Here is a 20,933-nt window from a genome sequence, read left to right as displayed (position 1 = left end):
CGCTTTTCCTCAATGCCAGGGATTTTAAAGAATCCATTCGATAACGATTCCTGCTTCCCCAGGCGCGGCAGCAAAATCCCAATCAACGCCAATTCCAGCCACAAAGGCAAGCTTATCGCCCACATAGACCATCGGAATACGGGTCCGTTGCCAGGGGGGAATCCCCCGCTCTTGGAGAATTTTTTTCAGGGAGCGGCGATAACCTCGCTCTACCAAGCGAATACGTTCCCCACCCTGGCGGAAGCGAACGGTCATGGGATTTTGCCGCAGCCGCATTGCATCCAAACCCAGCCCTCGGGTCCGTTTAGGAACCAATACCCCGCCAACCCCAGCAGGCAATACCAAAGGCTCGACTCCCTCCCAAACCAAAATCTCCGCCGCATCATGGGGAGGCAGAGGTTTCTGGGCATATAGGCGGTCGCGGTAACGCCGAAGCTCTGCTCCCGGCCAGGCAACCAGAGGCTGGGCATCCTCGGGAGCAGGCAAAACTTCCTCCAGAATACGCTGTAAATGAATGCTATCAGGAAGAGGCAGTTGCATCTGTTTAAACCAATAGCGCAGGGAATTGCGCCGCTGGGGCGGCGCTAACGCTTGGAGCGCCTGCACTGAAAGTCCCTGTTTACCGGCGCTAACTGCAACCAGTTCCCGTTGGGCCTGTTGGTCGAGCAACCAAGCGGCGTCAGCCTGATGAAATGCGGCCCGAGACAAGGTCCGGCCTAACCCTGGCCAACGCTGCCATAGTAAGGGTAAAATTTTATGGCGCAGGTAATTACGATCAAACTCGAGATCAAAATTACTGGGATCTTCAACCCAAACTAAGCCCTCCTGTTCCGCATAGATCTTTAATTCAGATCGGGAGAAAGAAAGTAAAGGACGCAGTAATCGGCCCTGCCCAAACGGCGCCGCTTTTGCCATGGCCGCCAACCCAGCAGGTCCTCCCCCTCGCAGAAGTTGCAGCAAGAGGGTTTCGACTTGATCATCCTGATGCTGGGCGGTTAGCAGGCATTCTCCTAGGGCTATCCGGCGCCGAAGCGCGCCATAGCGGGCCTCACGGGCAGCTGCCTCGGGGCTTTCTCCTTTTCTCGGATGGGCATTTACCTTGACCTCCTCATACCCAACCCCTAATGCGGCGCAGCTTTCACGGCAATGGAGAGACCATTCTTCAGAGCGGGGGTGCAGCCCGTGATCTATGTGAATAGCGCTAATAAGGCTTCCCGGCAATTTAGGACTCAACTGCACCAAGCTGTAGAGTAATACTTGAGAATCCAGCCCGCCGCTGTAGGCTACCCGGTAACCGTGACAAGAAGATAATTGTTGGAGAATTTCAAACAAATGGCCGGCTGAAAAACCCATATTAAGGGCTTATTCCTGGAATTGGCCATAATTTCTAAGCCGCTGCTGGCGCTGTTCCAATAATTTGTCCACAGGCAATTCGCTTAAATAATCTAATTGCTCATTTAAGGCATGCTTAAGCTTCTCCGCCATTGCTTCCACATTCCGATGGGCGCCCCCTAAAGGCTCATTAATAATACGGTCAATGAGATCTAGATCTTTAAGACGTTTTGAAGTAATCCCTAGCGTTTCCGCCGCATATGGCGCTTTATCCGCGCTTTTCCATAAAATAGAAGCGCAGCCCTCCGGAGAAATCACAGAATAGATGCTGTACTCGAGCATGAAGATTCGATCACCCACGCCAATCGCAAGCGCCCCCCCAGAGCCGCCCTCTCCAATCACTGTCGCTATAATCGGGGTCTTTAACCCCGCCATCACATATAGATTGCGGGCAATCGCCTCGCTTTGGCCCCGTTCCTCCGCATCAATACCTGGATAAGCGCCCGGCGTATCAATGAATGTCAACACTGGCAACTTAAAACGTTCCGCCAGCTGCATTAGCCGCAAAGCCTTACGATAGCCCTCGGGGCGGGGCATACCAAAATTACAGGCTACCTTTTCCTTGGTGCCCCGGCCTTTCTGATGTCCAATGACGACTATCGGCCTTCCTTCCAAGCGCGCCACCCCTCCTAGAATAGCCTTATCATCGGCAAAACTCCGATCGCCATGGAGTTCCTCGAAACTGGTGAAAAGTTGATTGATATAATCCAGCGTATAGGGACGCTGGGGGTGCCGAGCCAATTGCACAATCTGCCAATCGGTAAGAGAGCCAAAAATTGATTCGGTTAATGTCTTGCTTTTAGCTTTGAGACGTTGAATTTCTTCCGAAATATTTAACTTGGCATCATCACCAACAAAGCGTAACTCCTCGATTTTAGCCTCAAGTTCGGCAATGGGTTGTTCAAAATCTAGAAAATTCATTTTCATTTTAATTTTCATGGTACGGCGGCACCTAAAAATTGAAAAAACGGCAACGTTCCTTGCTTGATACCAATTATCTAAATCAGTTTTTCTTAGATAACAGCTACGGATACTTGATTGCGCCCGGCATGCTTAGATTGATACAGAGCTTGGTCCGCTATGGAAATAAGTTTAGTAGGTTCATCGCCGCGCTGAGGGATAAGGGTGGCTACCCCTAAGCTGACGGTGACTCGCAAATTATTTTGGGAAGCATAAGAATGAGGGATTTTTAGAATTTCTACCGCCTGGCGCAAGCTTTCAGCTATATTGCTAGCGCCTTTACTTCCAGTCTCTGGAAGAATAACAGCAAATTCTTCTCCCCCGTAACGGGCAAGCAAGTCATTGGGCCGCTTAAGCACAGAATCCAGAGCTGCCGCCACCCGGCGCAAGCAACTATCCCCAGTCTGATGACCATAAATGTCGTTATAAACCTTAAAGTTATCAATGTCGATCATGATCAGCGAGAGCACAGTCTTATTGCGCATCGCACGCTGAAACTCTTGATGAATGGTCACCTCGAATTGTCGCCGGTTAGCGATTCCAGTCAAATCATCAAGAGAGGTTAGCTGGCGCAGTTGCTCATTAGCCGCCTCTAGGCGATAGGTTAAATCCAATAACTCCTGCTCCCGCTGCTTGCGAACCCCAATTTCTTTCTTTAAACGCAAGGCAGAACGAACCCTCGCCATGAGGCTAGCGTTATCAAAAGGTTTAGTCACATAATCCACGGCGCCAGCCTCAAATGCTGCCTCCAAGCTCCCCTGGTCATCATGGCCAGTAATCATGATGACCGGGATATCTTGCCCTAGAGGGTGGCTTTTTAAACGGCGACAGGCTTCGATTCCATTAATTCCCGGTAGTTCCACATCCATCAAAATTAGATCGATATTGGCGGCCGCCTCTGTACCCTGTATGCCAAGTCGCTCAAAAGCGGCCGATGCAGAATGGGCCAAGCATACTTCATAGCCTCCCACTAACTGAAGGCGGAGTGCAAGCAAGTGGGCAAGATCTTCGTCATCATCAACCACCAGTATAGGCATATTCAGCGATTTATCCCGTTCATAGAGCGCTGTTCCCAGAGATCGCCATAATTCTACCTTTGGGTGCCTGAAAGTCTTTGAGCTCTGTTGCAAAATTAAGCGAAGTGGTGGTAACACTAAATATATTGAGAAAGATTATAGTAGTTTAATTATAGAGCAAGCAAAATAGAGGCCATATTATTTTAACTACCAAATTTCTGGGCCAGGCTGAAAAAAGCAGAAAATTCTGTCGCTAAAAACAGACATATTGAGGAATAAGCTAATAACTTATTCGCACATGTTCCGCCCCTGGCAGTAACCGCAAACGGGCAAGCAGCACCTCATTAGGCCGAACTTGCCACTCTTCACCCAGTATGAGCCGGGCGCTGGCAATCCTATTACGATAGTCAATAGCAACAGGACAACGGCCCTGCCGAAAAGGTGCTAAAATCTGCGCTAACTCGGCGATAACCTCTTGCCCCATGCGAGTTCCATCCAATCCGATTTCCAGGCTTTTTGCGAAAACTTCCTGGGCCTCGGCAATACTGTAGATTTTCTCCGCCGTAACGGCAGTGCTATCGGCATAAGAGTCCCATTTTAACGCGCCTTCAATGACAACGATATGATCTAGCTGTAGCCGTTCCCGATATTTATCGAAAACCTCGGCAAAGGCCTTAATCTCCAACCGGGCACTTCCATCCTCCAGCGTTACAAAGGCATTGCGTCCCCCCTGGCGTGCTTTATTAGTACGCACAGAGCCGACCAAGCCCGCTATAACAATCTGCTGGTTACGGCTCTGTCGGTTATTTGCTCGATCAATAAGTTCTACTATCCGACAGGGTGCTATCTGCTTAAGCTCCTGTTTGTAGCAATCAATAGGATGACCACTGAGATACAACCCTAAGGTCTCTTTCTCTAGCGCCAACCGCTGTTCTTTATCCCATTCCCTGACTTCGACATAATTCCCTGCCTCCCCCTCTTCCGATACCAAATCAAGGCCGAATAAATCATTTTGTCCCAGAGAAGCATTGCGGCAATGCTGTTCCGCTAACGCCAGAGCAGTTTCTAAAGAGGCTTCTAGCGTCGCCCGCTCAACCCCCAAAGAATCCAGAGCACCCGCCCGAATTAAGGCTTCCAGGACTCTTCGGCTAACTTTGCGTAAATCAATACGGCGGCAGAATTCAAAAAGGTCCTGATAAGGTCCATGCCGCTCCCGCACCTTGATAATCCCCTCCAAGGCTGCCGCTCCCACGCCTTTAATCGCACCTAAGCCATAGCGAATAGCAGTCTCACCCTGGGCGGAAAAAGAATAATTGCTGGCATTCACATCAGGAGGAAGCAGATCCAAATTCATGGCCCAGCATTCCTCAACAAATGCCTTTACCTTTTCCGTATTGTCCATATCCGCGGAAAGCACCGCCGCCATATAAGAGGCGGGGTAATGGGCTTTAAGATAAGCTGTTTGATAGGCAATTACCGCATAGGCCGCAGAATGGGATTTATTAAACCCATACTCGGCAAATTTTTCCATGAGATCGAAGATGGCCGTTGCTGTCTTTTCATCGACCTCGCGTGCCTTCGCTCCCGCTGTAAAAATAGCCCGTTGTTCGGCCATTTCTTCAGGCTTTTTCTTGCCCATGGCCCGGCGCAGCAAATCAGCTTCCCCCAAGGTATATCCCGCCAAAACCTGGGCAATTTGCATCACCTGCTCCTGATAGACAATTACTCCATAGGTAGGTTTAAGAATAGGTTCAAGGGCAGGGTGGGGATAATTTACTTGGGCGCGACCATGTTTCCGGTTGATATAATCATCCACCATGCCGGACTGAAGGGGGCCAGGTCGGAATAAGGCGACTAAAGCAATGATATCCTCAAAACAATCGGGCTGAAGCCGCTTTATGAGGTCCTTCATGCCACGGGATTCCAATTGAAACACGGCCGTTGTGGCGCAGCGCTTGAGCAGCGCATAGCTTTTTGGATCATCCATGGGAAGAAGCGCCAAATCGAGAAGAGCCTCTCCCTGCTGGGTCCGTTGCCGGTTAATGGCCTGCAATGCCCAATCGAGGATGGTTAGCGTACGCAAACCCAAAAAATCGAATTTGACCAAGCCAATGGTTTCAATATCATCTTTGTCGAATTGGGTGACTACCCCGCTTGCCCCCTGCTCACAGTAATAAGGAACATACTCAGTCAATTTCTTGGGCGCGATCACGACCCCGCCTGCATGTTTGCCCGCGTTTCGGATTAATCCTTCAAGCTTTCTGGCCAAATCGATAAGGAATCGAACTTCCTCTTCCCCTTCATAACGGGACCGTAATCCCTCGGACTCTGCCAGAGCCTTATCCAGAGTCATCTTGAGATCGAAAGGGATAAGTTTGGCAATTTGGTCTACGAAACCATAGGGATGCCCCAACACCCGGCCCACATCCCGCACGACTGCTTTAGCAGCCATACTGCCGTAAGTAATAATCTGGGAAACATGATCCCGGCCATAATAATGGCTCACATAGTCGATCACCCGATCCCGACGCTCCATGCAGAAATCGATATCGAAATCAGGCAAGGACACGCGCTCGGGGTTTAAAAATCGCTCAAAGAGAAGATCAAAAGCGAGTGGGTCTAGATCAGTAATTTGTAACGCATAAGCAACCAGGGAACCTGCTCCTGAGCCACGCCCTGGCCCCACAGGAATCCCATTCTTTTTAGCCCAACGGATAAAATCAGCGACGATGAGGAAATAACCTGGAAACCCCATCTGGTTAATTACAGCCAGTTCCTCTGCAAGGCGTGCTTCATAAGCAGGTTGCTCAGTTTCCCGCTTTGCCTCCCGTGGATAAAGCTTTACTAACCGCTGCTCCAGTCCCCGGCGGGCTTCTGCTGCTAGAAATGCTTCGATGCTCAAATCCTCTGGCACCGGAAAATTGGGAAGATAATGCTTCCCTAGCGTAAGTTCGAGGTTACAGCGCCGGGCGATCTCTACCGTATTCTCCAGAGCTTCAGGCAGGTCCGCAAATAACTCCGTCATTTCCGAGGGCGTTCGCAAATACTGTTGCTCACTATAATGGCGAGGACGGCGCGGATCGTTTAAGGTCCGCCCTTCATGAATACAAACCCGAGCTTCATGGGCTTCAAAGTCCTGGGGTCTGAGAAATCGAACATCATTGGTTGCCACAACAGGAGTATCACGAGCTAAAGCGAGTGCTATAGCTGCATGGAGATAATCTTCCTCACCTTCTCTGCCGGTACGATGCAACTCCAAATAATAACGTCCTGGAAAGAGAGCTTGCCATCGTTCCAGCAATTTTCCGGCCTGGATATCGTTGCCAGCCAACAAAGCCTGACCCACATCGCCTTCCCTGCCTCCGGAAAGGATAATCAAACCATCATTCAAATTTTGTAGCCAATCCCACTGCAACCGGGGGATACCTTGATATTGACCTTCCCTATAGGCACGAGAGAGCAAGCTTGATAAATTACGGTAGCCTAGCTCATTTTGGCAGAGCAAGGTAAATCGGCTAACCCGGCTGTGTTCTCCTGAACCCACGAGAAAAATATCGGCACCAATAATAGGTTTTACCCCCGCGGCCTGAGCAGCGCGGTAGAATTTGATCATTGCAAACACATTGCTCTGATCAGTCACAGCCACCGCTGGCATACCCGCTTCACTGGTAGCCTGGATAAGGGGGCGGATCCGCACCAGACTATCCACTAAGGAATATTCAGTATGCAGACGAAGGTGAACGAAGGATGGAGCCATAATGATTTGACTATGTGATGGGCTAGCGTCTGCTAACACACTACCGATACTTATATTCCGGCTAAGCGGTAGGCGAACTAACTGCTTAAATGCTTAAATGCTTAAATGCTTAAATTAAACCCTAGGAGCCCTACAAAATTAAGTCTTAGTCTGGTAAAAACGACGAGGTTCTAAAAAAATTTTATGAATATAGAAATCCGGTGGGGAAAGCCCGTAAAAGGCGCAGACTTGTCCCCCCCGACTTTCTCAAAACAGCGGGAAATTTCAAAACAGCTCCAGGAGAGCCATCAAAACTGCTCCATAAACTTTAATGTCCTCCGTGACCACCACCAGAACCGCCACCCGAACCAGCGCCTAAATTAAGGGCAGCGGCCGATGCAGCTTTGAAGTTCTCCAGGGTAAGGCCGCCACGGGCAAGCGCCATATTAACAATAGCCGTCGATCTCGGGCTAAGTTCAACGGTGGAACTGCTAGCCTCCATAACCACGGCTTTGACCTCTCCTTGGCCCGATTTCTCTATCTTTGTAGAACGAGGATAAATTGCCGAGATGATCACTGGATAAGCCGCGCCAGCAGGCAACTCCAACTGATAACGGGCACGGCCGCTTACCTCGGCAGTGGTAATTACTTCACCATGGCTATCCGTAGCAGTTAGCTTGGCCTCCTTAATCGGCCCATCCTCTCCATTCATACTTCCTGATATGGTCACCGGGACAGCGGGTTTGCTTGCTGATTTCTCGGCTTCACTGCAAGCCGTACTCGCCACCATCGCCGTGAAAATTAAACCTAACAGGCGCAACTGCACCATAGAACGATAAGCAAAATGTTTCATAAATTTTTAGCTCGTAACTATCCAATTTAAAGATATATCCAAAAATAATTATTATCACTCCGACGTCCACCCGCTTAATTAGGCTACTATATTCCTTACCATGACAGGGGGTTATCATCGGTGGCACAATTTAAGCAATTTCCCCCCCTCTGATCAAGACGCCATACGTACAAAACAGGAGACTACTAGCAGCCTTCCTTATTTTCTTCATTAAGCTACTTAACTCGAGGAATACAAACAATTTGGTTAGGAATTCCACGGCTTAGTGATGCGCGCCGCTTCCAGAAGAACCGAAGAAACATCCCGATCAACACCGTCCTTAGGGGCGGAAGCCATTAACCAGCTATTACTATTTGAACCTGAGAGCAGACCAATATACTATCCTTAAAAATCGATAAGGATAGAATTTATAAGGTAGGCGGTGTTAATGATGCGCACTCATGACAGCAGCGAAGAACTTCAGGAAACCGTCCGTACTGCGGCAGCGGCTCAAACCCCTTTGCGAATTATAGGTGGTAATACCAAAGTTTTTTATGGCCGTCACCTAAAAGGTACGCCCCTGAACGTAGGCAAACACCAGGGCATCACCAGCTACGAACCCACCGAACTCGTCGTCACTGCCCGTGCGGGAACACCGTTGGCCGAAATTGAAACGCTGCTTGCCGAGCAGGGCCAAATGCTTACTTTTGAACCCCCTTACTTCGGCTCCAACGCTACCCTAGGCGGCGCTGTAGCTAGCGGCCTCTCCGGCCCACGCCGACCCTATGGGGGAGCAGTCCGGGATATGATATTAGGGGTACAGATTATTAACGGCAGGGGCCAGGTGCTACGCTTTGGCGGACGGGTGATGAAAAACGTAGCTGGCTATGATATCTCCCGCTTGATGGCAGGTAGCCTTGGTACCCTAGGGGTGCTGCTGGAAGTCTCTCTAAAGGTTTCGCCCCGTCCTCCCATGGAAATCACACTCTCCCAAGAACGGGATGCCCACAATGCCATTCGCCTGTTCAATGTCTGGGCAGCCCAGCCCCTTCCCCTTTCAGCGTGTGCTTTTGACGGAGAGCATCTTTACGTACGTCTATCCGGCTCTGAAGAGAGCATCCAGGCTGCGCGCAACAAGGTTGGAGGCGATAAACTGAGCGACAGCACAAAGTTCTGGGAAAAAGTGCGAGAACAAACCCATCTTTTTTTCCAACGAAGCACAGCCCCTCTTTGGCGCTGGTCGGTACCCGCCACAACACCACCCATCGATCTGCCGGGGGAATGGAAAATTGGCTGGGGCGGAGCCCAACGCTGGTTTCGCTCCGAATTGACTGCAGAAACGATACGCCCTGCCGCCGAGAGCATCAACGGTTATGCCACTCTATTCCGTGGTGGAGATCGTAGCGGCGAGGTCTTTCACCCCCTATCTCCCCCACTCATGGCGCTACATCAACATCTCAAACGAGCCTTCGATCCCCATGGCATTCTGAATCCAGGACGAATGTACCAGGAATTCTAGCCTACTCAATACTTTTTCTTTATTCCAGCATGGGAACCAAGATACATGAGCGAACTCCTCTCTGAATATGGGCTCTTTCTAGCAAAAACGCTTACTATCGTAATATTAATCGCATTGCTAATAAGGTCATCAATCTCATCGAAAAGCCGAGTGCAGGCCGCCGAGAAATTGGAGATTAAGCATCTTAATAAATATTATGAGCGTATGACCCGGACGCTCATGATGCACCTCATGCCAAAGAAGGAATTCGTAAAAAAGCTCAAGTCCGAAAAGGCCCATAAAAATAAACAAAAATACACCAAACGTGTTTTCGTGCTTGATTTTCATGGGGATATTAGAGCCACGGCTGTAGCCTCGTTACGGGAAGAAATTACTGCGGTACTCAGCGTGGCAACACCAGAAGATGAGATACTACTCCGATTGGAAAGTGGAGGCGGATTGGTTCATGAGTATGGGCTGGCGGCTTCCCAATTGGAGCGAATCAGGAAAAAACAAATTCCATTGATCATCGCCGTGGATAAAATAGCAGCCAGCGGGGGGTATATGATGGCTTGCGTGGGGAACCGCATTATTGCCGCGCCGTTTGCTATCATCGGCTCTATTGGTGCCTTGATGCAGGTGCCCAATTTCCACCGTCTACTGGATAAACACGGCATAGACTTTGAGCAAATCAAAGCGGGCGAATTAAAACGAACGGTTACGCTGTTTGGCATTAACACCGATCAGGATCGTGAGTTGGCTAAAAAGCAAGTGGAGGATATCCACCAATTATTCAAAGAATTTGTTGCCCGCTACCGCCCTGATATGGATCTCTCACAAACTGCCACGGGCCAACATTGGCACGCCATTCAAGCCAAGAAACTTAACCTCATAGATGATCTCGAAACCAGCGATGATTACTTAGCTGAAGCTTGTAAAACCGCTAATCTCTATAAAGTCACCTACACTGTCAAAAAAACTTTCGCTGAACGATTTCTGGCACGGACTCAAGCGGCGAGTGACAGAACCCTAGGTCCCTTCTAGGGTGCGGCAATAGTTTAAAAATGTGCTAACGAAGCTAGACTTTCTCCAATCCCTGTTCTAAATCTGCAATCAGATCTGTAGCCTCTTCCAACCCTACGCTGAGGCGAACCAGGGCGGTATCCAATCCTGCAGCCCGACACTCTTCCTCCGAGTAAGCTGCATGGCTCATGGAAGCCGGGTGCTCAATCAGTGTTGCTACATGACCTAAACTTACCGCTAGCAAACATAATTGCAAGTTATTGAGCAGCCGGGGACCGGCTTCCCGACTAGCAAGAGAAAAAGAGATCATCCCGCTAAAGCCCGCCATTTGTTTTTGCGCCAGCTCATGCTGGGGATGGGAAGGAAGTCCCGGATAATGCACCCGCTGTACTTTTGGGTGTTCTTCCAGAAAACGAGCCACCGTTAGCGCCGTTTCTGAATGCCGTGCCATACGCAATGAAAGGGTTTGTAAGCCGCGTAGAGTCAGCCAGGCATTAAAGGGGGAAAGCACATTGCCAAAATGCCATTGTACCTCTTGGCGTAAAGCTTGAATGGCTGGTTCGGTGCCGATAACCACGCCCCCCACGCAGTCGCCATGGCCATTAAGATATTTTGTGGTGCTGTGCACGCTCCAATCTATCCCAAAATTCAACGGACGTTGCAAGTAGGGCGTACAAAAAGTGTTATCCACCACGGTAACAAGACCCCGTTTATGGGCCCAACGGCTGCAAGCTTCCAGGTCTACCAAGGCTAGGGAGGGATTGGAGGGGGTTTCCAAGTACAAAACCCGGCTATGGGAGGTATATTGGGCATCCAGCTCTGCTTCTAAATCCGGTGCGGCGGGATTAAAATAAGTAATGCTGCACCCCATGCGCTTAAGTTGCCCCTCAAAAAATGCGTAAGTTCCCCCATAGATTTCACGCACTGAAATAATATGGTCCCCCGGTTGCGCTAAGTGGAGCAATAGGCTCGAAATCGCCCCCATACCCGATGCGAAAGCTGCGGCCGCTTCCCCATTTTCAAGGAGCGCAAGGCGTTTTTCGAGCATCTCCACGGAAGGATTCCCCATCCGGGCATAGACATACCCCTCTTCCTCCCTAGCAAAGCGCCTTGCTCCTTGGTCTGCATTTTCAAAAAGGAAAGCGGTATTCAAATACAAAGGCGGGGTAGTAGAGCCATGTACGGGATCCAATTTTTCATTGTGGCCATGAATCACTTGGGTAGTAAAACCCTGTTCTTGCTCTTTTTTCATCAATTCGCTCTCCCCGGATCGCCCTCTACACTCATTTCACCCTTTTCAATCATCCCCTATCATAGAGATAATGGTTATAACATTAGACCAGAAAAGCAGATAAGATATTTAGTAACGTGCAAACTCAGCTAGCAGACTTTATTAAAAATACACCCCAGGGGCGGGAAGCTGACGCCATCTTGCGCTCGTGCGTGCATTGCGGCTTTTGTACCGCTACCTGCCCTACCTATCAACTACTAGGGGATGAGCTAGATGGCCCTCGTGGCCGTATTTATCTTATAAAAGAGGCGGTTGAAGGGCAAACCGTCAGCAGGAAAACCCAACAGCATTTAGACCGCTGCCTGACTTGCCGGGCCTGCGAAACCACTTGCCCCTCTGGAGTCCGTTATGGCCGCTTGGTGGATATTGGCCGTGAGGTGGTTGCTACTAAGGTTGCTAGACCCCCTCGGGAACGCCTCGCTCGAGCCGCCTTACGCACCCTGCTCCCCTATCGCCGGCGCTTTACCATCCTATTACGGTTAGGTCAAATGCTCTCCCCTTTCCTGCCCTCCGCCATAAAGCGCGATATACCGCCCCGCAGCAAAGCGAGACCCTGGCCAACCGCTCTCCATTCCCGCAAGATGTTAGTTCTGGAAGGCTGCGTCCAGCCAGCCCTGGCGCCTGAGATCAACGCTAGCACTGCCTGGGTTTTAGATCAGCTGGGCATTAGCCTGGTGCGGACTCCTTATAGCGGCTGTTGCGGGGCAATTAATCACCATCTCTCAGCCCCCCAATCCGCTTTGGATTTTATGCGCCAAAATATTGATGCCTGGTGGCCACAACTAGAGTCAGGGGCAGAAGCAATCGTGGTGACCGCCAGCGGCTGCGGCGCCATGATTAAAGAATATGGAAGCTTATTAGCCGAAGATCCGGTTTATAGGGAAAAAGCGGCCAAGATCGCAGAACTCACCCGGGATATTAGTGAAATCCTCGCCCAAGAAGACTGTTCCCTATTAACTCCTTCTCCCCATGTCCCCCGCCGCATCGCCTTCCAATCGCCCTGCACTCTGCAACATGGCCAACAACTGGGGGGGGTTGTGGAGAATATACTACAGGAGGCGGGCTTTGACCTCACTGAAGTGCCTGATCCTCACCTATGTTGTGGTTCAGCGGGAACCTATTCTCTGTTGCAGCGGGATCTTTCCCAGCGCCTCCTCGCAAACAAACTCTCCGCATTAGAGCACGGCCACCCTCAGCTTATCGCTACCGCTAACATTGGCTGTTTAACCCACCTTCAGAGTCAATCCTCCTTGCCTGTCAAACACTGGATCACCCTCTTTGCTCCTCCCCCTTGATAATGAAGAAAATAGCACTATGGGCTTTATTCATTCTGGGGGGTATTACGGGTGCTCATGGCAATGAATCTAAATATTTAGAAAATAATAGAAAAGTTAAGCCTGAGCCGGAAAAATATCATCGCATTATCTCCCTTGCGCCCAGCATTACGGAAACTTTGTTTGCGTTAGGGCTGGAAGAGCAAGTGGTGGGGGTCACCCGCTACTGCGATTATCCACCAAAAGCGCTGACAAAACCAAAGGTAGGCGGATACTTGGACCCCCATCTTGAAGCCATAATCGCTCTCAGACCCGATCTGGTGATCACCTTTCCCGGTCATCAAACCTTCACACCAAGACTGGAGCAACTCGGCATTTCTACCTTGCAAGTACAACATCAAAAGCTGAAGGATATTCTGGACTCTATCCGTATTATCGGAATGGCAACAGGCAAAGAGGCAGAAGCGAAGACTTTACTAGCTAGTCTCAAATCGCGGATGGAAGCTATAAGGACTAAAACAGCCCATTTACCCCGGCCACGGGTCCTGGTAGTCATGGGCCACCCGGTAAGCCCCCTAAGAGAAATTTTTGTGGCAGGGGCAGCAGACCCCTATGATGAGATGATTCGCATTGCAGGTGGGATTAACGCTTATCAAGGACATCTTATCCGGGTACCCCCCCTCTCTGCCGAGGGCATTATGCACCTTGACCCCGAGGTGATCATTGAGCTGATATCTGAGCAAACGGCGCCCCAGGATTTGGACGATACGGCCCTTTTACAGGATTGGGCCAGACTGTCCACCGTAGCCGCTGTAAAAACCGGCCGCATCCATTTCTTTGCAGATGATTTTGATACCGTACCCGGCCCTCGTTTTATCCGTACCCTAGAAAAAATGGCCCGAGCCATTCACCCGGAACTCCAATGGGCTAAGCCATGAACAGTACCGCCCTCGAAATCGAGGATCTTTTCTTGTTCCTAAATGGAAAAACTATCCTCCAGGACATTTCATTAGCAATTGCCCAGGGAGAACGGCTCGCTATCGTCGGCCCCAATGGAGCAGGCAAAACCACCTTCCTTAAATGCCTGCTCCGCCTCTTCCACGGTAGCGGGAGCATTAAACTGCTGGGCCGGAAAATTGCCGACTACAGTCAAAAAGAATTGGCCCGGACCCTGGCCTATGTCCCTCAACTGGATGGCCAAAGTATTCCATTTACGGTGAAAGAATTTGTACTGATGGGGCGCTATCCTCACCTGAGTCCCTTTTCCATTTTAAGCCCTGAAGACTACCGAATTGCAGACTGGGCCCTGGCGCTCACCGGAACTCGCCCCTTCATGGATCGCCTTCTGGATACTTTAAGCGCCGGCGAACGGCAAAAGGTACTTATTGCAGCCAGTTTGGTTCAAGAAGGTAGCATCCTTCTCCTGGATGAACCCATGGCTTTCCTTGATCCCCGACACCAGGTAGACATCCAGTGCCTGTTAGATCAACTCAACCGTGAGCATGGAATCACCCTCCTTACCGTCACGCACGATATCAATGCCGCCATCGCCTATAGCACCCGCATTATCGCCCTTAAGGAAGGTACCTTAGTTTTCAATGGGACCCCAGAGGCGTTTGCGGATAACCGAATATTGGAAATCATTTACCAGCAGCGCTTTCTGTTTACGCATCATCCACAAACAGGGCATCCCATTGCCATAGCTCAAAACCAATAGATGAAACCTGCTGCCACCTTAGGTCTGCTCGCTTTATTGGCAATCGGCGTACTTAGCAGCGCTCCCTTTTTGGGCCTACATCCCATCCCTGTTAAAACTATTCTCGAATCCACGGCAGGTAACATAGAAGCGGAAATTTTCTGGAATCTGCGAGTACCGCGAGTGATGGCCGCCTTTCTTGCGGGCGCGGGCCTCGCCGTCAGTGGCATGAGTTTTCAGGCCCTATTTCGTAATCCGTTAGCTACCCCCTTTACCCTAGGAGTCGCGAGCGGAGCTGCCCTGGGCGCAGCCCTCTATCTGCGCTTGGGTCTAAGCTTCGCCCTATTTAACATTTCAGGCTTGTCACTATCTGCATTCGCCGGCGCGCTGGGAGCAATCCTGCTCGTCTACGGTCTTACCCAAGTAAGCCGGGGTTTCTCCGCCGCTAGTATACTTCTCGCTGGCGTGGCGATTAGCTTCTTTTTCTCCAGTCTCATCCTTTTTATTCAATATCTGAGTGATTTCACCCAATCTTTCCACATTCTCCGTTGGTTAATGGGAAGCCTCAGTATCATAGGCATTGAGGCTGTCTTTGAAATATTGCCTTTTGTCATCGGCGGCACCTTTGTTATCCTGTTACTCAGCCAGGAACTCAACCTCTTGGCGACGGGAGAACTGCTTGCCGCCAGCCGGGGCCTAAATGTCCGTAGAATACGTAGCCTGCTGTTTTTCGTGACTTCTCTCACAGTAGGAGGGATCGTCGCTATCTGCGGTCCCATCGGGTTCGTAGGGATGATGGTTCCCCATATCTGCCGCCTATTGGTAGGCGCTGATCACCGCTTTCTAGCGCCCGCCACCTTGCTTTTTGGAGGAAGTTTTCTCGTCCTATGCGATACTTTGGCTCGCAATTTGATTGCTCCGGCAGAAATCCCGGTAGGCGTTATTACCGCCCTCCTCGGCGGGCCTTTTTTTATGTGGTTGTTGCTAAAGCGGACCTTGGAAAAAAGTATAATTTAAGCATTGATGATTATATCGGGAGGCCCCTATGAAAGCTGTCTGGAAAGGCGCTACCTTAGCCGAAAGCGAAAAAACTGCGGTGGTAGAAAATAACCATTATTTTCCACCGGATTCCATCAACAAAGAGTATTTTCGCGGCAGCGATAAGCACACAATTTGCCCGTGGAAAGGAAAAGCCAGCTATTACCATATTATCGTTGGCGACCAGCTCAATGCTGATGCTGCTTGGTATTACCCAGCGCCGAAAAAAGCAGCAGCGCACATTAAAAATTACCTGGCTTTCTGGCACGGCGTAGAAGTCAGGGAATAAGCGCAGACCGCTCTTCTAGTCAATAGCCATACAGCTATTCTGCCAACAAAGGCAGCCTTCTAAAGAGATTGAACTTGATAGCATTGCGGGTAATAATAGATGCTATGTCTACACCAATCGCAGAAACACCAAAAATAGAAACCTTGGTAGATCCCAGTAAGTGGGTTGAAGGCCGAGTCATCGCTAATCGCCACTGGACCGAGCAGCTTTATTCCCTCCAGGTGGAAGCCCCGATAAACTCCTTCGAGGCCGGGCAATTTGGCCGTCTAGGTTTGGTCATTGACAATGAATTGGTAGCACGGTCCTATTCTTTTGTTAACATGCCCCAAGAAACCCGTTTGGAATTTTATTCTATTAGAGTTCCAGATGGTCCCCTATCAAACCGTCTCGCTCAACTAGAGCCGAACGATACCGTTTGGGTTTTTCGTAAAGCCGCTGGATTCCTTACTCTTTCCCAAGTCCAGACCGCCAACAACCTCTGGATGCTATCAACGGGAACCGCGATTGGACCCTTTCTGTCCATTCTCAAAACCCAGGAACCCTGGCAGCGCTTTTCTCGGATTATTTTAGTCCATTCCGTACGCACGGCGGAGGAACTCGTCTATCAGGATCTTATTCAGAACCTTCGCGACCAGCATCCCCAACAATTTACCATGATTCCCCTCGTCAGCCGGGAAGATTATAAAGGCGCTATCCGTGGGCGTATTACCGCAGCTATTGCTGATGGCCGTATGGCGGAGCGCACGGGACTCACCATTGAGGCAAAGTCATCCCAGGTAATGATCTGCGGCAATCCGGATATGGTTCGGGATGCCACGGCCTTACTCAAAGAGCGGGGCCTTAAGGAGAATCGCCGCCGGGACCCTGGGCAAATCTCTGTAGAAAGGTATTGGTAGCCTTCTGGATGGCTCTTAAGCGATCGCAAGCAGCATTATCACAAACAGCACGACGAAGGCAAGAGGGAGCAAGAATCCACGCCAGTCCCTCTCCTCCGCCTCCTTTCCGTATTGCAAGGCGGTTCTAATCCCTGGACGAAACCATAGGATAACTAAGATCGCTATTACACCAACCAAAACCATTTCCCAGGCACTCATCTCTCCCATCACCCTCTTCCTCCATAACAAGGCTTGTGACTCCCATGCTTGCAACCGCGCAAAATCACCATTTTCTATTTAGATAAAGTAAACTTCATTGAAATATAAACCCAGTCCCTTTATGAGAACCATCACAAAAGGATGGATCTTTTAATTGTCCACAAACATACACCCCTAAAATCGTCCCCTATGAGAATTCTCCTAGGCTCCAGCAACATGGAGTTTAAGCCTTACACCTTATTCGACTCACATAAAGAACTCAATATGCTAAAGCCATAGCAGCGACGAGTAAAATTTAGGACTCTTCCCCATACTGGCGGTGAAAACCGCAGTAATAAAAGCATGATAATCAGCGAATCTAACTCACTGTTAAACGCCCTAGAAATTGAGCGCGGCATCGTTTGTTTAACGGGCGCGGGAGGCAAAAAAACTATTCTCTATCGCTTAGCGATGCTCCACCCAGGCCGGGTAGGAATTACTTCGACTACCCCTATCCCCCCCTTCCCAGACAAAGTTTCTGCTTATCAAGTCATTACCGAGGAAAAGCTACTACTTACCCTGGTAAGCACGGCAGCCAAGACCCACCGGCTGATTGCTTATACTCAGCCTTCCGTAAAAAAGGGGTACTTAGACGGTATCCCTCCCCCTCTAGTGGCAATGATCCATCGTCAAGCAGGTTTTGATATCAGTTTAGTAAATGCTGATACAGCACAGGGCTGCTGGATCAAAGCTCCAGGTAGGGAAAAAATAGCGATCCCAGAACAAGTAACCCATGTAATTCCTGTGCTTTCCGCACTTGCCCTTGGCCAGCCTTTGTCTGAAGATATTGCCTGTCAGGCAGAAAGAATTCAAACCATTATCAGAATTAAAGTGGGCGAAATCCTAAAACCCGTTCACTTAGCAAGACTCTTAGCCAACTCTGCAGAGCAACTGAAAGGGGGGAGAAAAGTTAAAATCGTTCCCCTCATCAATATGATCGATGGTCCAACATGGGAAACACAAGGAGCGGCGGCCGCGAAGATAGCCCTAAGCCTCACAGATCATTTTGACCGAGTGGTACTTACCCGTATGAACTGCCCTAACCCCTTAGTAAGGATGGTACACCGGCACTAAACTAAACGCTGGCTTAGCCATCAAAATCTCGTATTGAGCGCCATTCGCCATCTTGGCCCTCGCCAGGAAGAACGGTAATTTCTATCCGTCGATTACGGGCCCGGTTAGCCGCATTCTCATTAGGCGCAAGCGGCTGGGTATCGGCATAACCCTCAAGCACAAATCGTCGAGGAGAGATTTCATGGGTAGCCAAAAGATAATGAACCACAGAAACAGCCCGGGCGGTAGATAATTCCCAATTAGAGCGAAAGCGGGTGGTCTGAATAGGCATATTATCCGTATGCCCTGCCACAATAAGTTTACCCTCTATTTTTTTTAGGATAGCGCGAATCTTATCTAAAGCTGGTTTAAATTCCTGACTAAAAATAGCACTTCCGGAGGGGAAAGAACCCTTTTCTCGAATACGAATAATGATTCGATCCTTAATTGTTTCTATAGTGATTAAGCCCTCATCGATTTCATGCTGGAGCTTATCTTGAAGCTCAGCCACCTCCGCTTCCGTATCCTGGGTAGGCGCATCAGAGAAATCCAGCGTTTGTTTGGTTTCATCAATGGTATCCTGGCGAATCTCATTCCAGGGAGTAGGGCGGGGGCGGCCAGGGCTAAATTCCTGGGCGATAATACTCGTACCCTTAGGAGGCTCTTTGACTTTAATCTCCCGCTGCACCCCAAAGGCGAACTTCATGGAACCGGCAACCTGTTTGTATTTGAGTACATCCATTTCTGAAAAGGATAAAAGCAGCACAAAGAAACTCATTAATAGGGACATCAAATCAGCTAGGGTAATGACCCATGCCGGAGCCCCCGTCCTTTCCTCCTGTGATTCATCCTCGGCAGCAACCCAGTCCTGCTCCATCTTCGTCGGTTACCTTTCTTTTTCTCCATGGCTATTATTACGCTTAGAACCGGGCATAAAAGTCAGCAGTAATTCTTCCAACACCCGCGGATTATGACCTTGTTGGATAGAAAGTATGCTTTCAATAATTATGGAACGATTAAGCCGTTCTTCATTGCTCCGAAGAGCAAGTTTATCGGCAAAGGGAAGAGCCACCATATTGGCAATCATTGCCCCATAAAGGGTGGTAAGCAGCGCAACCGCCATAGCCGGACCAATTTTTTTTGGATCATCCATGGAAGAGAGCATTTGCACTAAGCCAATCAGCGTGCCAATCATCCCCATGGCTGGCGCCACATCACCAATCGCCTTAAAAATTTTCTGCCCCAGTTCATGGCGGCTTAGGGTTTGCCGTAACTCAGTCATCAACACCCGGCGCACTATCTCAGGATCATGGCCATCGACCAACAAAGTGACACCCTTTTTCATGAATTCATTTTTAATCTCCCAGCCCTCTAAAGCCAGCAGCCCCTCCTTCCTGGCGGTGCCGGCCATATCTACTGCCTGCTTAATAATTTCTTCCGGCTTCTCAGGCTTATGCAAAAAAGCCTTCATACCCACTTTAAAAGATCCCAGAAACTGGCTGAAGGAGAACTTCATGAGCACCACAGCCGTGGTACCCCCTAATACAATTAAAAGGGAGGGCGGATTGAAAAAAACCAGAACGCTGGAGCCCAGTAAAATAGCCCCCCCCACAACCCCAAAGCTGCCAATCAAGCCAAGCAAGGTAGCTAAATCCACGCCGATATCTCTCCGTTATTATTAAACAAGCATAGCGAGAAAATGCCCGCATAACTCAGGAGGAGTATCGACCAAGATCGTAAAATTCTTAACCTAACAGCTAGCCCTTTGCAGTTAAGAGAAACAGTTTACTAAACTCCAGTGCGGCACTAACACAGCCCCTTATTTAAGCTCCATACCCATCTTCGCTAGTTGCATAGGGTTGCATAGGCAGGAAAAATAGATTACTAATAATTATTAAAATCATAGAAAAATCGCTTAGAATATAAAGATAGCGATTTAAGTAAACTCAAAAAAACCAGGAGATTCCCATGGGTATTGATGAATACTTGAAAAGCACACCTAAATTAGCGCAGCTTTGTAGCCAAAATGGGTGGATAGATAACGAAACTCTGCATTACGAGCTTATGGAGCAAGCCGATAATCACGCGATCGTTAATGTGACTTTTGACGAAGTCGTTATGGAGGGGTCCGGTTGTGTTGCCGGTCGAGTTTCCTGCTATGGAAAAATGCGGCTAGTACTTAATGCTAGCGGTCAAATAGAAAATAGCGAATTCATGTAAGATAATTGGGTGGTAGTCATCATAGGTTTTGGCTACCACTGCCTTCTGATTTTGTTCTAGACTTAAACGAGATTATAAGGAGAGAGCTGATGACACCCGTGCGAATTCGATCCTTTTTTTACTCCACTGCCGCAATTTTTCTGCTTTCCAGTTTCTACTCGCTTGCCATTGCTGCCCAGGATCGGGAAAAGCCTTCTCTCGCCTCCCTGTTGGAAGAAACGGTAACACTTCCATCGCAAGAGGCCACGATCATGGTTCACCGCACCCAGTTTCCGGTTGGCTTCAAGACCCCGGAACATACCCATAAGGGTCCAGGACCACGCTATGTCATCAAGGGCAAGGTGAAAATTACCGAGGGAGGAGAAACCCATACCTATCAAGCAGGCCAAGCGTTTTGGGAGTCCGGGCTCCCGATGACCCTGGAAAACATTGGCTCAGGAGAGGCTGAAGTGGTTGGTTTCGAACTCATTCCTATTGAATAA

General features: G+C 49.5%; 20 protein-coding genes. 11 read left to right on the top strand and 9 right to left on the bottom strand.

Annotated elements, in window-relative coordinates:
* Nucleotides 1-24 precede the first annotated feature (24 nt).
* The 5 genes from tilS to NOC_RS04605 form a co-directional block, all read right to left on the bottom strand.
* Nucleotides 25-1,353 carry a tRNA lysidine(34) synthetase TilS gene (gene tilS / locus NOC_RS04625; protein WP_002811459.1) on the bottom strand — a complete coding sequence of 443 codons (1,329 nt, stop codon included), beginning with the start codon at nt 1,351-1,353 and terminating at the stop codon, nt 25-27.
* 9 nt (nt 1,354-1,362) lie between these two features.
* Nucleotides 1,363-2,319 (bottom strand): acetyl-CoA carboxylase carboxyltransferase subunit alpha, encoded by a 957-nt coding sequence (locus tag NOC_RS04620; protein WP_036497180.1) that lies wholly within the window; start codon nt 2,317-2,319, stop codon nt 1,363-1,365.
* Between the two features lie 86 nt (nt 2,320-2,405).
* A complete protein-coding gene (locus NOC_RS04615; protein ID WP_002808775.1) occupies nt 2,406-3,389 on the bottom strand; it encodes a diguanylate cyclase domain-containing protein in 984 nt (327 codons plus the stop codon).
* A 259-nt stretch (nt 3,390-3,648) separates the two neighbouring features.
* Entirely contained in the window at nt 3,649-7,125 is a 3,477-nt protein-coding gene (gene dnaE, locus NOC_RS04610; RefSeq protein ID WP_002808947.1) for a DNA polymerase III subunit alpha, read from the bottom strand.
* A gap of 307 nt (nt 7,126-7,432) precedes the next feature.
* The gene (locus tag NOC_RS04605; protein ID WP_002810269.1) at nt 7,433-7,957 is read right to left on the bottom strand and encodes a hypothetical protein; all 525 of its coding nucleotides are present in this window, start codon (nt 7,955-7,957) and stop codon (nt 7,433-7,435) included.
* 427 nt (nt 7,958-8,384) lie between these two features.
* Here NOC_RS04605 and glcE point away from each other — a divergent pair, with 427 nt between their 5' ends.
* Together glcE and sohB are read left to right on the top strand one after the other, a co-directional pair.
* Entirely contained in the window at nt 8,385-9,455 is a 1,071-nt protein-coding gene (glcE, locus tag NOC_RS04600) for a glycolate oxidase subunit GlcE (protein ID WP_002808813.1), read from the top strand.
* Nucleotides 9,456-9,500: 45 nt separating this feature from the next.
* Nucleotides 9,501-10,478 (top strand): protease SohB, encoded by a 978-nt coding sequence (sohB, locus tag NOC_RS04595; RefSeq protein WP_002809064.1) that lies wholly within the window; start codon nt 9,501-9,503, stop codon nt 10,476-10,478.
* Between the two features lie 34 nt (nt 10,479-10,512).
* Here the strand turns inward: sohB and NOC_RS04590 are convergent, their stop codons facing one another.
* Nucleotides 10,513-11,709 (bottom strand): trans-sulfuration enzyme family protein, encoded by a 1,197-nt coding sequence (locus NOC_RS04590; protein WP_002809022.1) that lies wholly within the window; start codon nt 11,707-11,709, stop codon nt 10,513-10,515.
* 116 nt (nt 11,710-11,825) lie between these two features.
* Between NOC_RS04590 and glcF the strand changes: the two genes are divergently transcribed.
* The 6 genes from glcF (at nt 11,826) to NOC_RS04560 (ending at nt 16,941) form a co-directional block, all read left to right on the top strand.
* Complete coding sequence (glcF, locus tag NOC_RS04585) at nt 11,826-13,043, top strand: glycolate oxidase subunit GlcF (RefSeq protein WP_002810584.1); 1,218 nt, start codon at nt 11,826-11,828, stop codon at nt 13,041-13,043.
* 2 nt (nt 13,044-13,045) lie between these two features.
* The gene (locus NOC_RS04580; protein ID WP_002810271.1) at nt 13,046-13,960 is read left to right on the top strand and encodes an ABC transporter substrate-binding protein; all 915 of its coding nucleotides are present in this window, start codon (nt 13,046-13,048) and stop codon (nt 13,958-13,960) included.
* On the top strand, nt 13,957-14,739 hold the full coding sequence (locus tag NOC_RS04575) for an ABC transporter ATP-binding protein (protein WP_011330494.1): 783 nt from the start codon (nt 13,957-13,959) through the stop codon (nt 14,737-14,739). Before NOC_RS04580 ends, NOC_RS04575 begins: the two co-directional genes overlap by 4 nt.
* Complete coding sequence (locus NOC_RS04570) at nt 14,740-15,735, top strand: FecCD family ABC transporter permease (RefSeq protein ID WP_002809258.1); 996 nt, start codon at nt 14,740-14,742, stop codon at nt 15,733-15,735.
* A 28-nt stretch (nt 15,736-15,763) separates the two neighbouring features.
* Nucleotides 15,764-16,045 carry a DUF427 domain-containing protein gene (locus NOC_RS04565; RefSeq protein WP_002811215.1) on the top strand — a complete coding sequence of 94 codons (282 nt, stop codon included), beginning with the start codon at nt 15,764-15,766 and terminating at the stop codon, nt 16,043-16,045.
* A gap of 104 nt (nt 16,046-16,149) precedes the next feature.
* Nucleotides 16,150-16,941 (top strand): ferredoxin--NADP reductase, encoded by a 792-nt coding sequence (locus NOC_RS04560; protein WP_002811210.1) that lies wholly within the window; start codon nt 16,150-16,152, stop codon nt 16,939-16,941.
* A 15-nt stretch (nt 16,942-16,956) separates the two neighbouring features.
* On the opposite strand, the gene NOC_RS04555 is transcribed toward NOC_RS04560, so the two are convergent.
* On the bottom strand, nt 16,957-17,148 hold the full coding sequence (locus NOC_RS04555; protein ID WP_002810574.1) for a hypothetical protein: 192 nt from the start codon (nt 17,146-17,148) through the stop codon (nt 16,957-16,959).
* Nucleotides 17,149-17,481: 333 nt separating this feature from the next.
* On the opposite strand from NOC_RS04555, the gene yqeC reads away from it, so the two are divergent.
* Nucleotides 17,482-18,252, top strand: a complete 771-nt coding sequence (yqeC, locus tag NOC_RS04550; RefSeq protein WP_002811149.1) for a selenium cofactor biosynthesis protein YqeC — start codon at nt 17,482-17,484, stop codon at nt 18,250-18,252.
* Nucleotides 18,253-18,265: 13 nt separating this feature from the next.
* On the opposite strand, the gene NOC_RS04545 is transcribed toward yqeC, so the two are convergent.
* Both NOC_RS04545 and pomA read right to left on the bottom strand, forming a co-directional pair.
* Complete coding sequence (locus tag NOC_RS04545; RefSeq protein ID WP_002808817.1) at nt 18,266-19,108, bottom strand: flagellar motor protein MotB; 843 nt, start codon at nt 19,106-19,108, stop codon at nt 18,266-18,268.
* A gap of 9 nt (nt 19,109-19,117) precedes the next feature.
* Nucleotides 19,118-19,888: a flagellar motor protein PomA gene (pomA, locus tag NOC_RS04540; RefSeq protein ID WP_002811271.1), complete on the bottom strand. Its 771-nt coding sequence runs from the start codon at nt 19,886-19,888 to the stop codon at nt 19,118-19,120.
* A gap of 311 nt (nt 19,889-20,199) precedes the next feature.
* Between pomA and NOC_RS04535 the strand changes: the two genes are divergently transcribed.
* A complete protein-coding gene (locus NOC_RS04535) occupies nt 20,200-20,451 on the top strand; it encodes a hypothetical protein (RefSeq protein WP_002811700.1) in 252 nt (83 codons plus the stop codon).
* 89 nt (nt 20,452-20,540) lie between these two features.
* The gene (locus NOC_RS04530) at nt 20,541-20,933 is read left to right on the top strand and encodes a cupin domain-containing protein (RefSeq protein ID WP_011330493.1); all 393 of its coding nucleotides are present in this window, start codon (nt 20,541-20,543) and stop codon (nt 20,931-20,933) included.

Origin of the sequence: Nitrosococcus oceani ATCC 19707, assembly GCF_000012805.1 — a bacterium.
GTDB classification, from domain to species: Bacteria; Pseudomonadota; Gammaproteobacteria; order Nitrosococcales; family Nitrosococcaceae; genus Nitrosococcus; species Nitrosococcus oceani.
Note: the sequence above shows the minus strand (reverse complement) of the source record. Positions and strands in the feature narration are given on the sequence as shown.

Coding starts and splice junctions, on each gene's coding strand:
- tilS (WP_002811459.1), bottom strand. CDS start 1,353: ATGGGTTTTTCAGCCGGCCATTTGTTTGAAATTCTCCAACAATTATCT.
- NOC_RS04620 (WP_036497180.1), bottom strand. CDS start 2,319: ATGAAAATGAATTTTCTAGATTTTGAACAACCCATTGCCGAACTTGAG.
- NOC_RS04615 (WP_002808775.1), bottom strand. CDS start 3,389: ATGCCTATACTGGTGGTTGATGATGACGAAGATCTTGCCCACTTGCTT.
- dnaE (WP_002808947.1), bottom strand. CDS start 7,125: ATGGCTCCATCCTTCGTTCACCTTCGTCTGCATACTGAATATTCCTTA.
- NOC_RS04605 (WP_002810269.1), bottom strand. CDS start 7,957: ATGAAACATTTTGCTTATCGTTCTATGGTGCAGTTGCGCCTGTTAGGT.
- glcE (WP_002808813.1), top strand. CDS start 8,385: ATGATGCGCACTCATGACAGCAGCGAAGAACTTCAGGAAACCGTCCGT.
- sohB (WP_002809064.1), top strand. CDS start 9,501: ATGAGCGAACTCCTCTCTGAATATGGGCTCTTTCTAGCAAAAACGCTT.
- NOC_RS04590 (WP_002809022.1), bottom strand. CDS start 11,709: ATGAAAAAAGAGCAAGAACAGGGTTTTACTACCCAAGTGATTCATGGC.
- NOC_RS04580 (WP_002810271.1), top strand. CDS start 13,046: ATGAAGAAAATAGCACTATGGGCTTTATTCATTCTGGGGGGTATTACG.
- NOC_RS04575 (WP_011330494.1), top strand. CDS start 13,957: ATGAACAGTACCGCCCTCGAAATCGAGGATCTTTTCTTGTTCCTAAAT.
- NOC_RS04570 (WP_002809258.1), top strand. CDS start 14,740: ATGAAACCTGCTGCCACCTTAGGTCTGCTCGCTTTATTGGCAATCGGC.
- NOC_RS04565 (WP_002811215.1), top strand. CDS start 15,764: ATGAAAGCTGTCTGGAAAGGCGCTACCTTAGCCGAAAGCGAAAAAACT.
- NOC_RS04560 (WP_002811210.1), top strand. CDS start 16,150: ATGTCTACACCAATCGCAGAAACACCAAAAATAGAAACCTTGGTAGAT.
- NOC_RS04555 (WP_002810574.1), bottom strand. CDS start 17,148: ATGGGAGAGATGAGTGCCTGGGAAATGGTTTTGGTTGGTGTAATAGCG.
- yqeC (WP_002811149.1), top strand. CDS start 17,482: ATGATAATCAGCGAATCTAACTCACTGTTAAACGCCCTAGAAATTGAG.
- NOC_RS04545 (WP_002808817.1), bottom strand. CDS start 19,108: ATGGAGCAGGACTGGGTTGCTGCCGAGGATGAATCACAGGAGGAAAGG.
- NOC_RS04535 (WP_002811700.1), top strand. CDS start 20,200: ATGGGTATTGATGAATACTTGAAAAGCACACCTAAATTAGCGCAGCTT.
- NOC_RS04530 (WP_011330493.1), top strand. CDS start 20,541: ATGACACCCGTGCGAATTCGATCCTTTTTTTACTCCACTGCCGCAATT.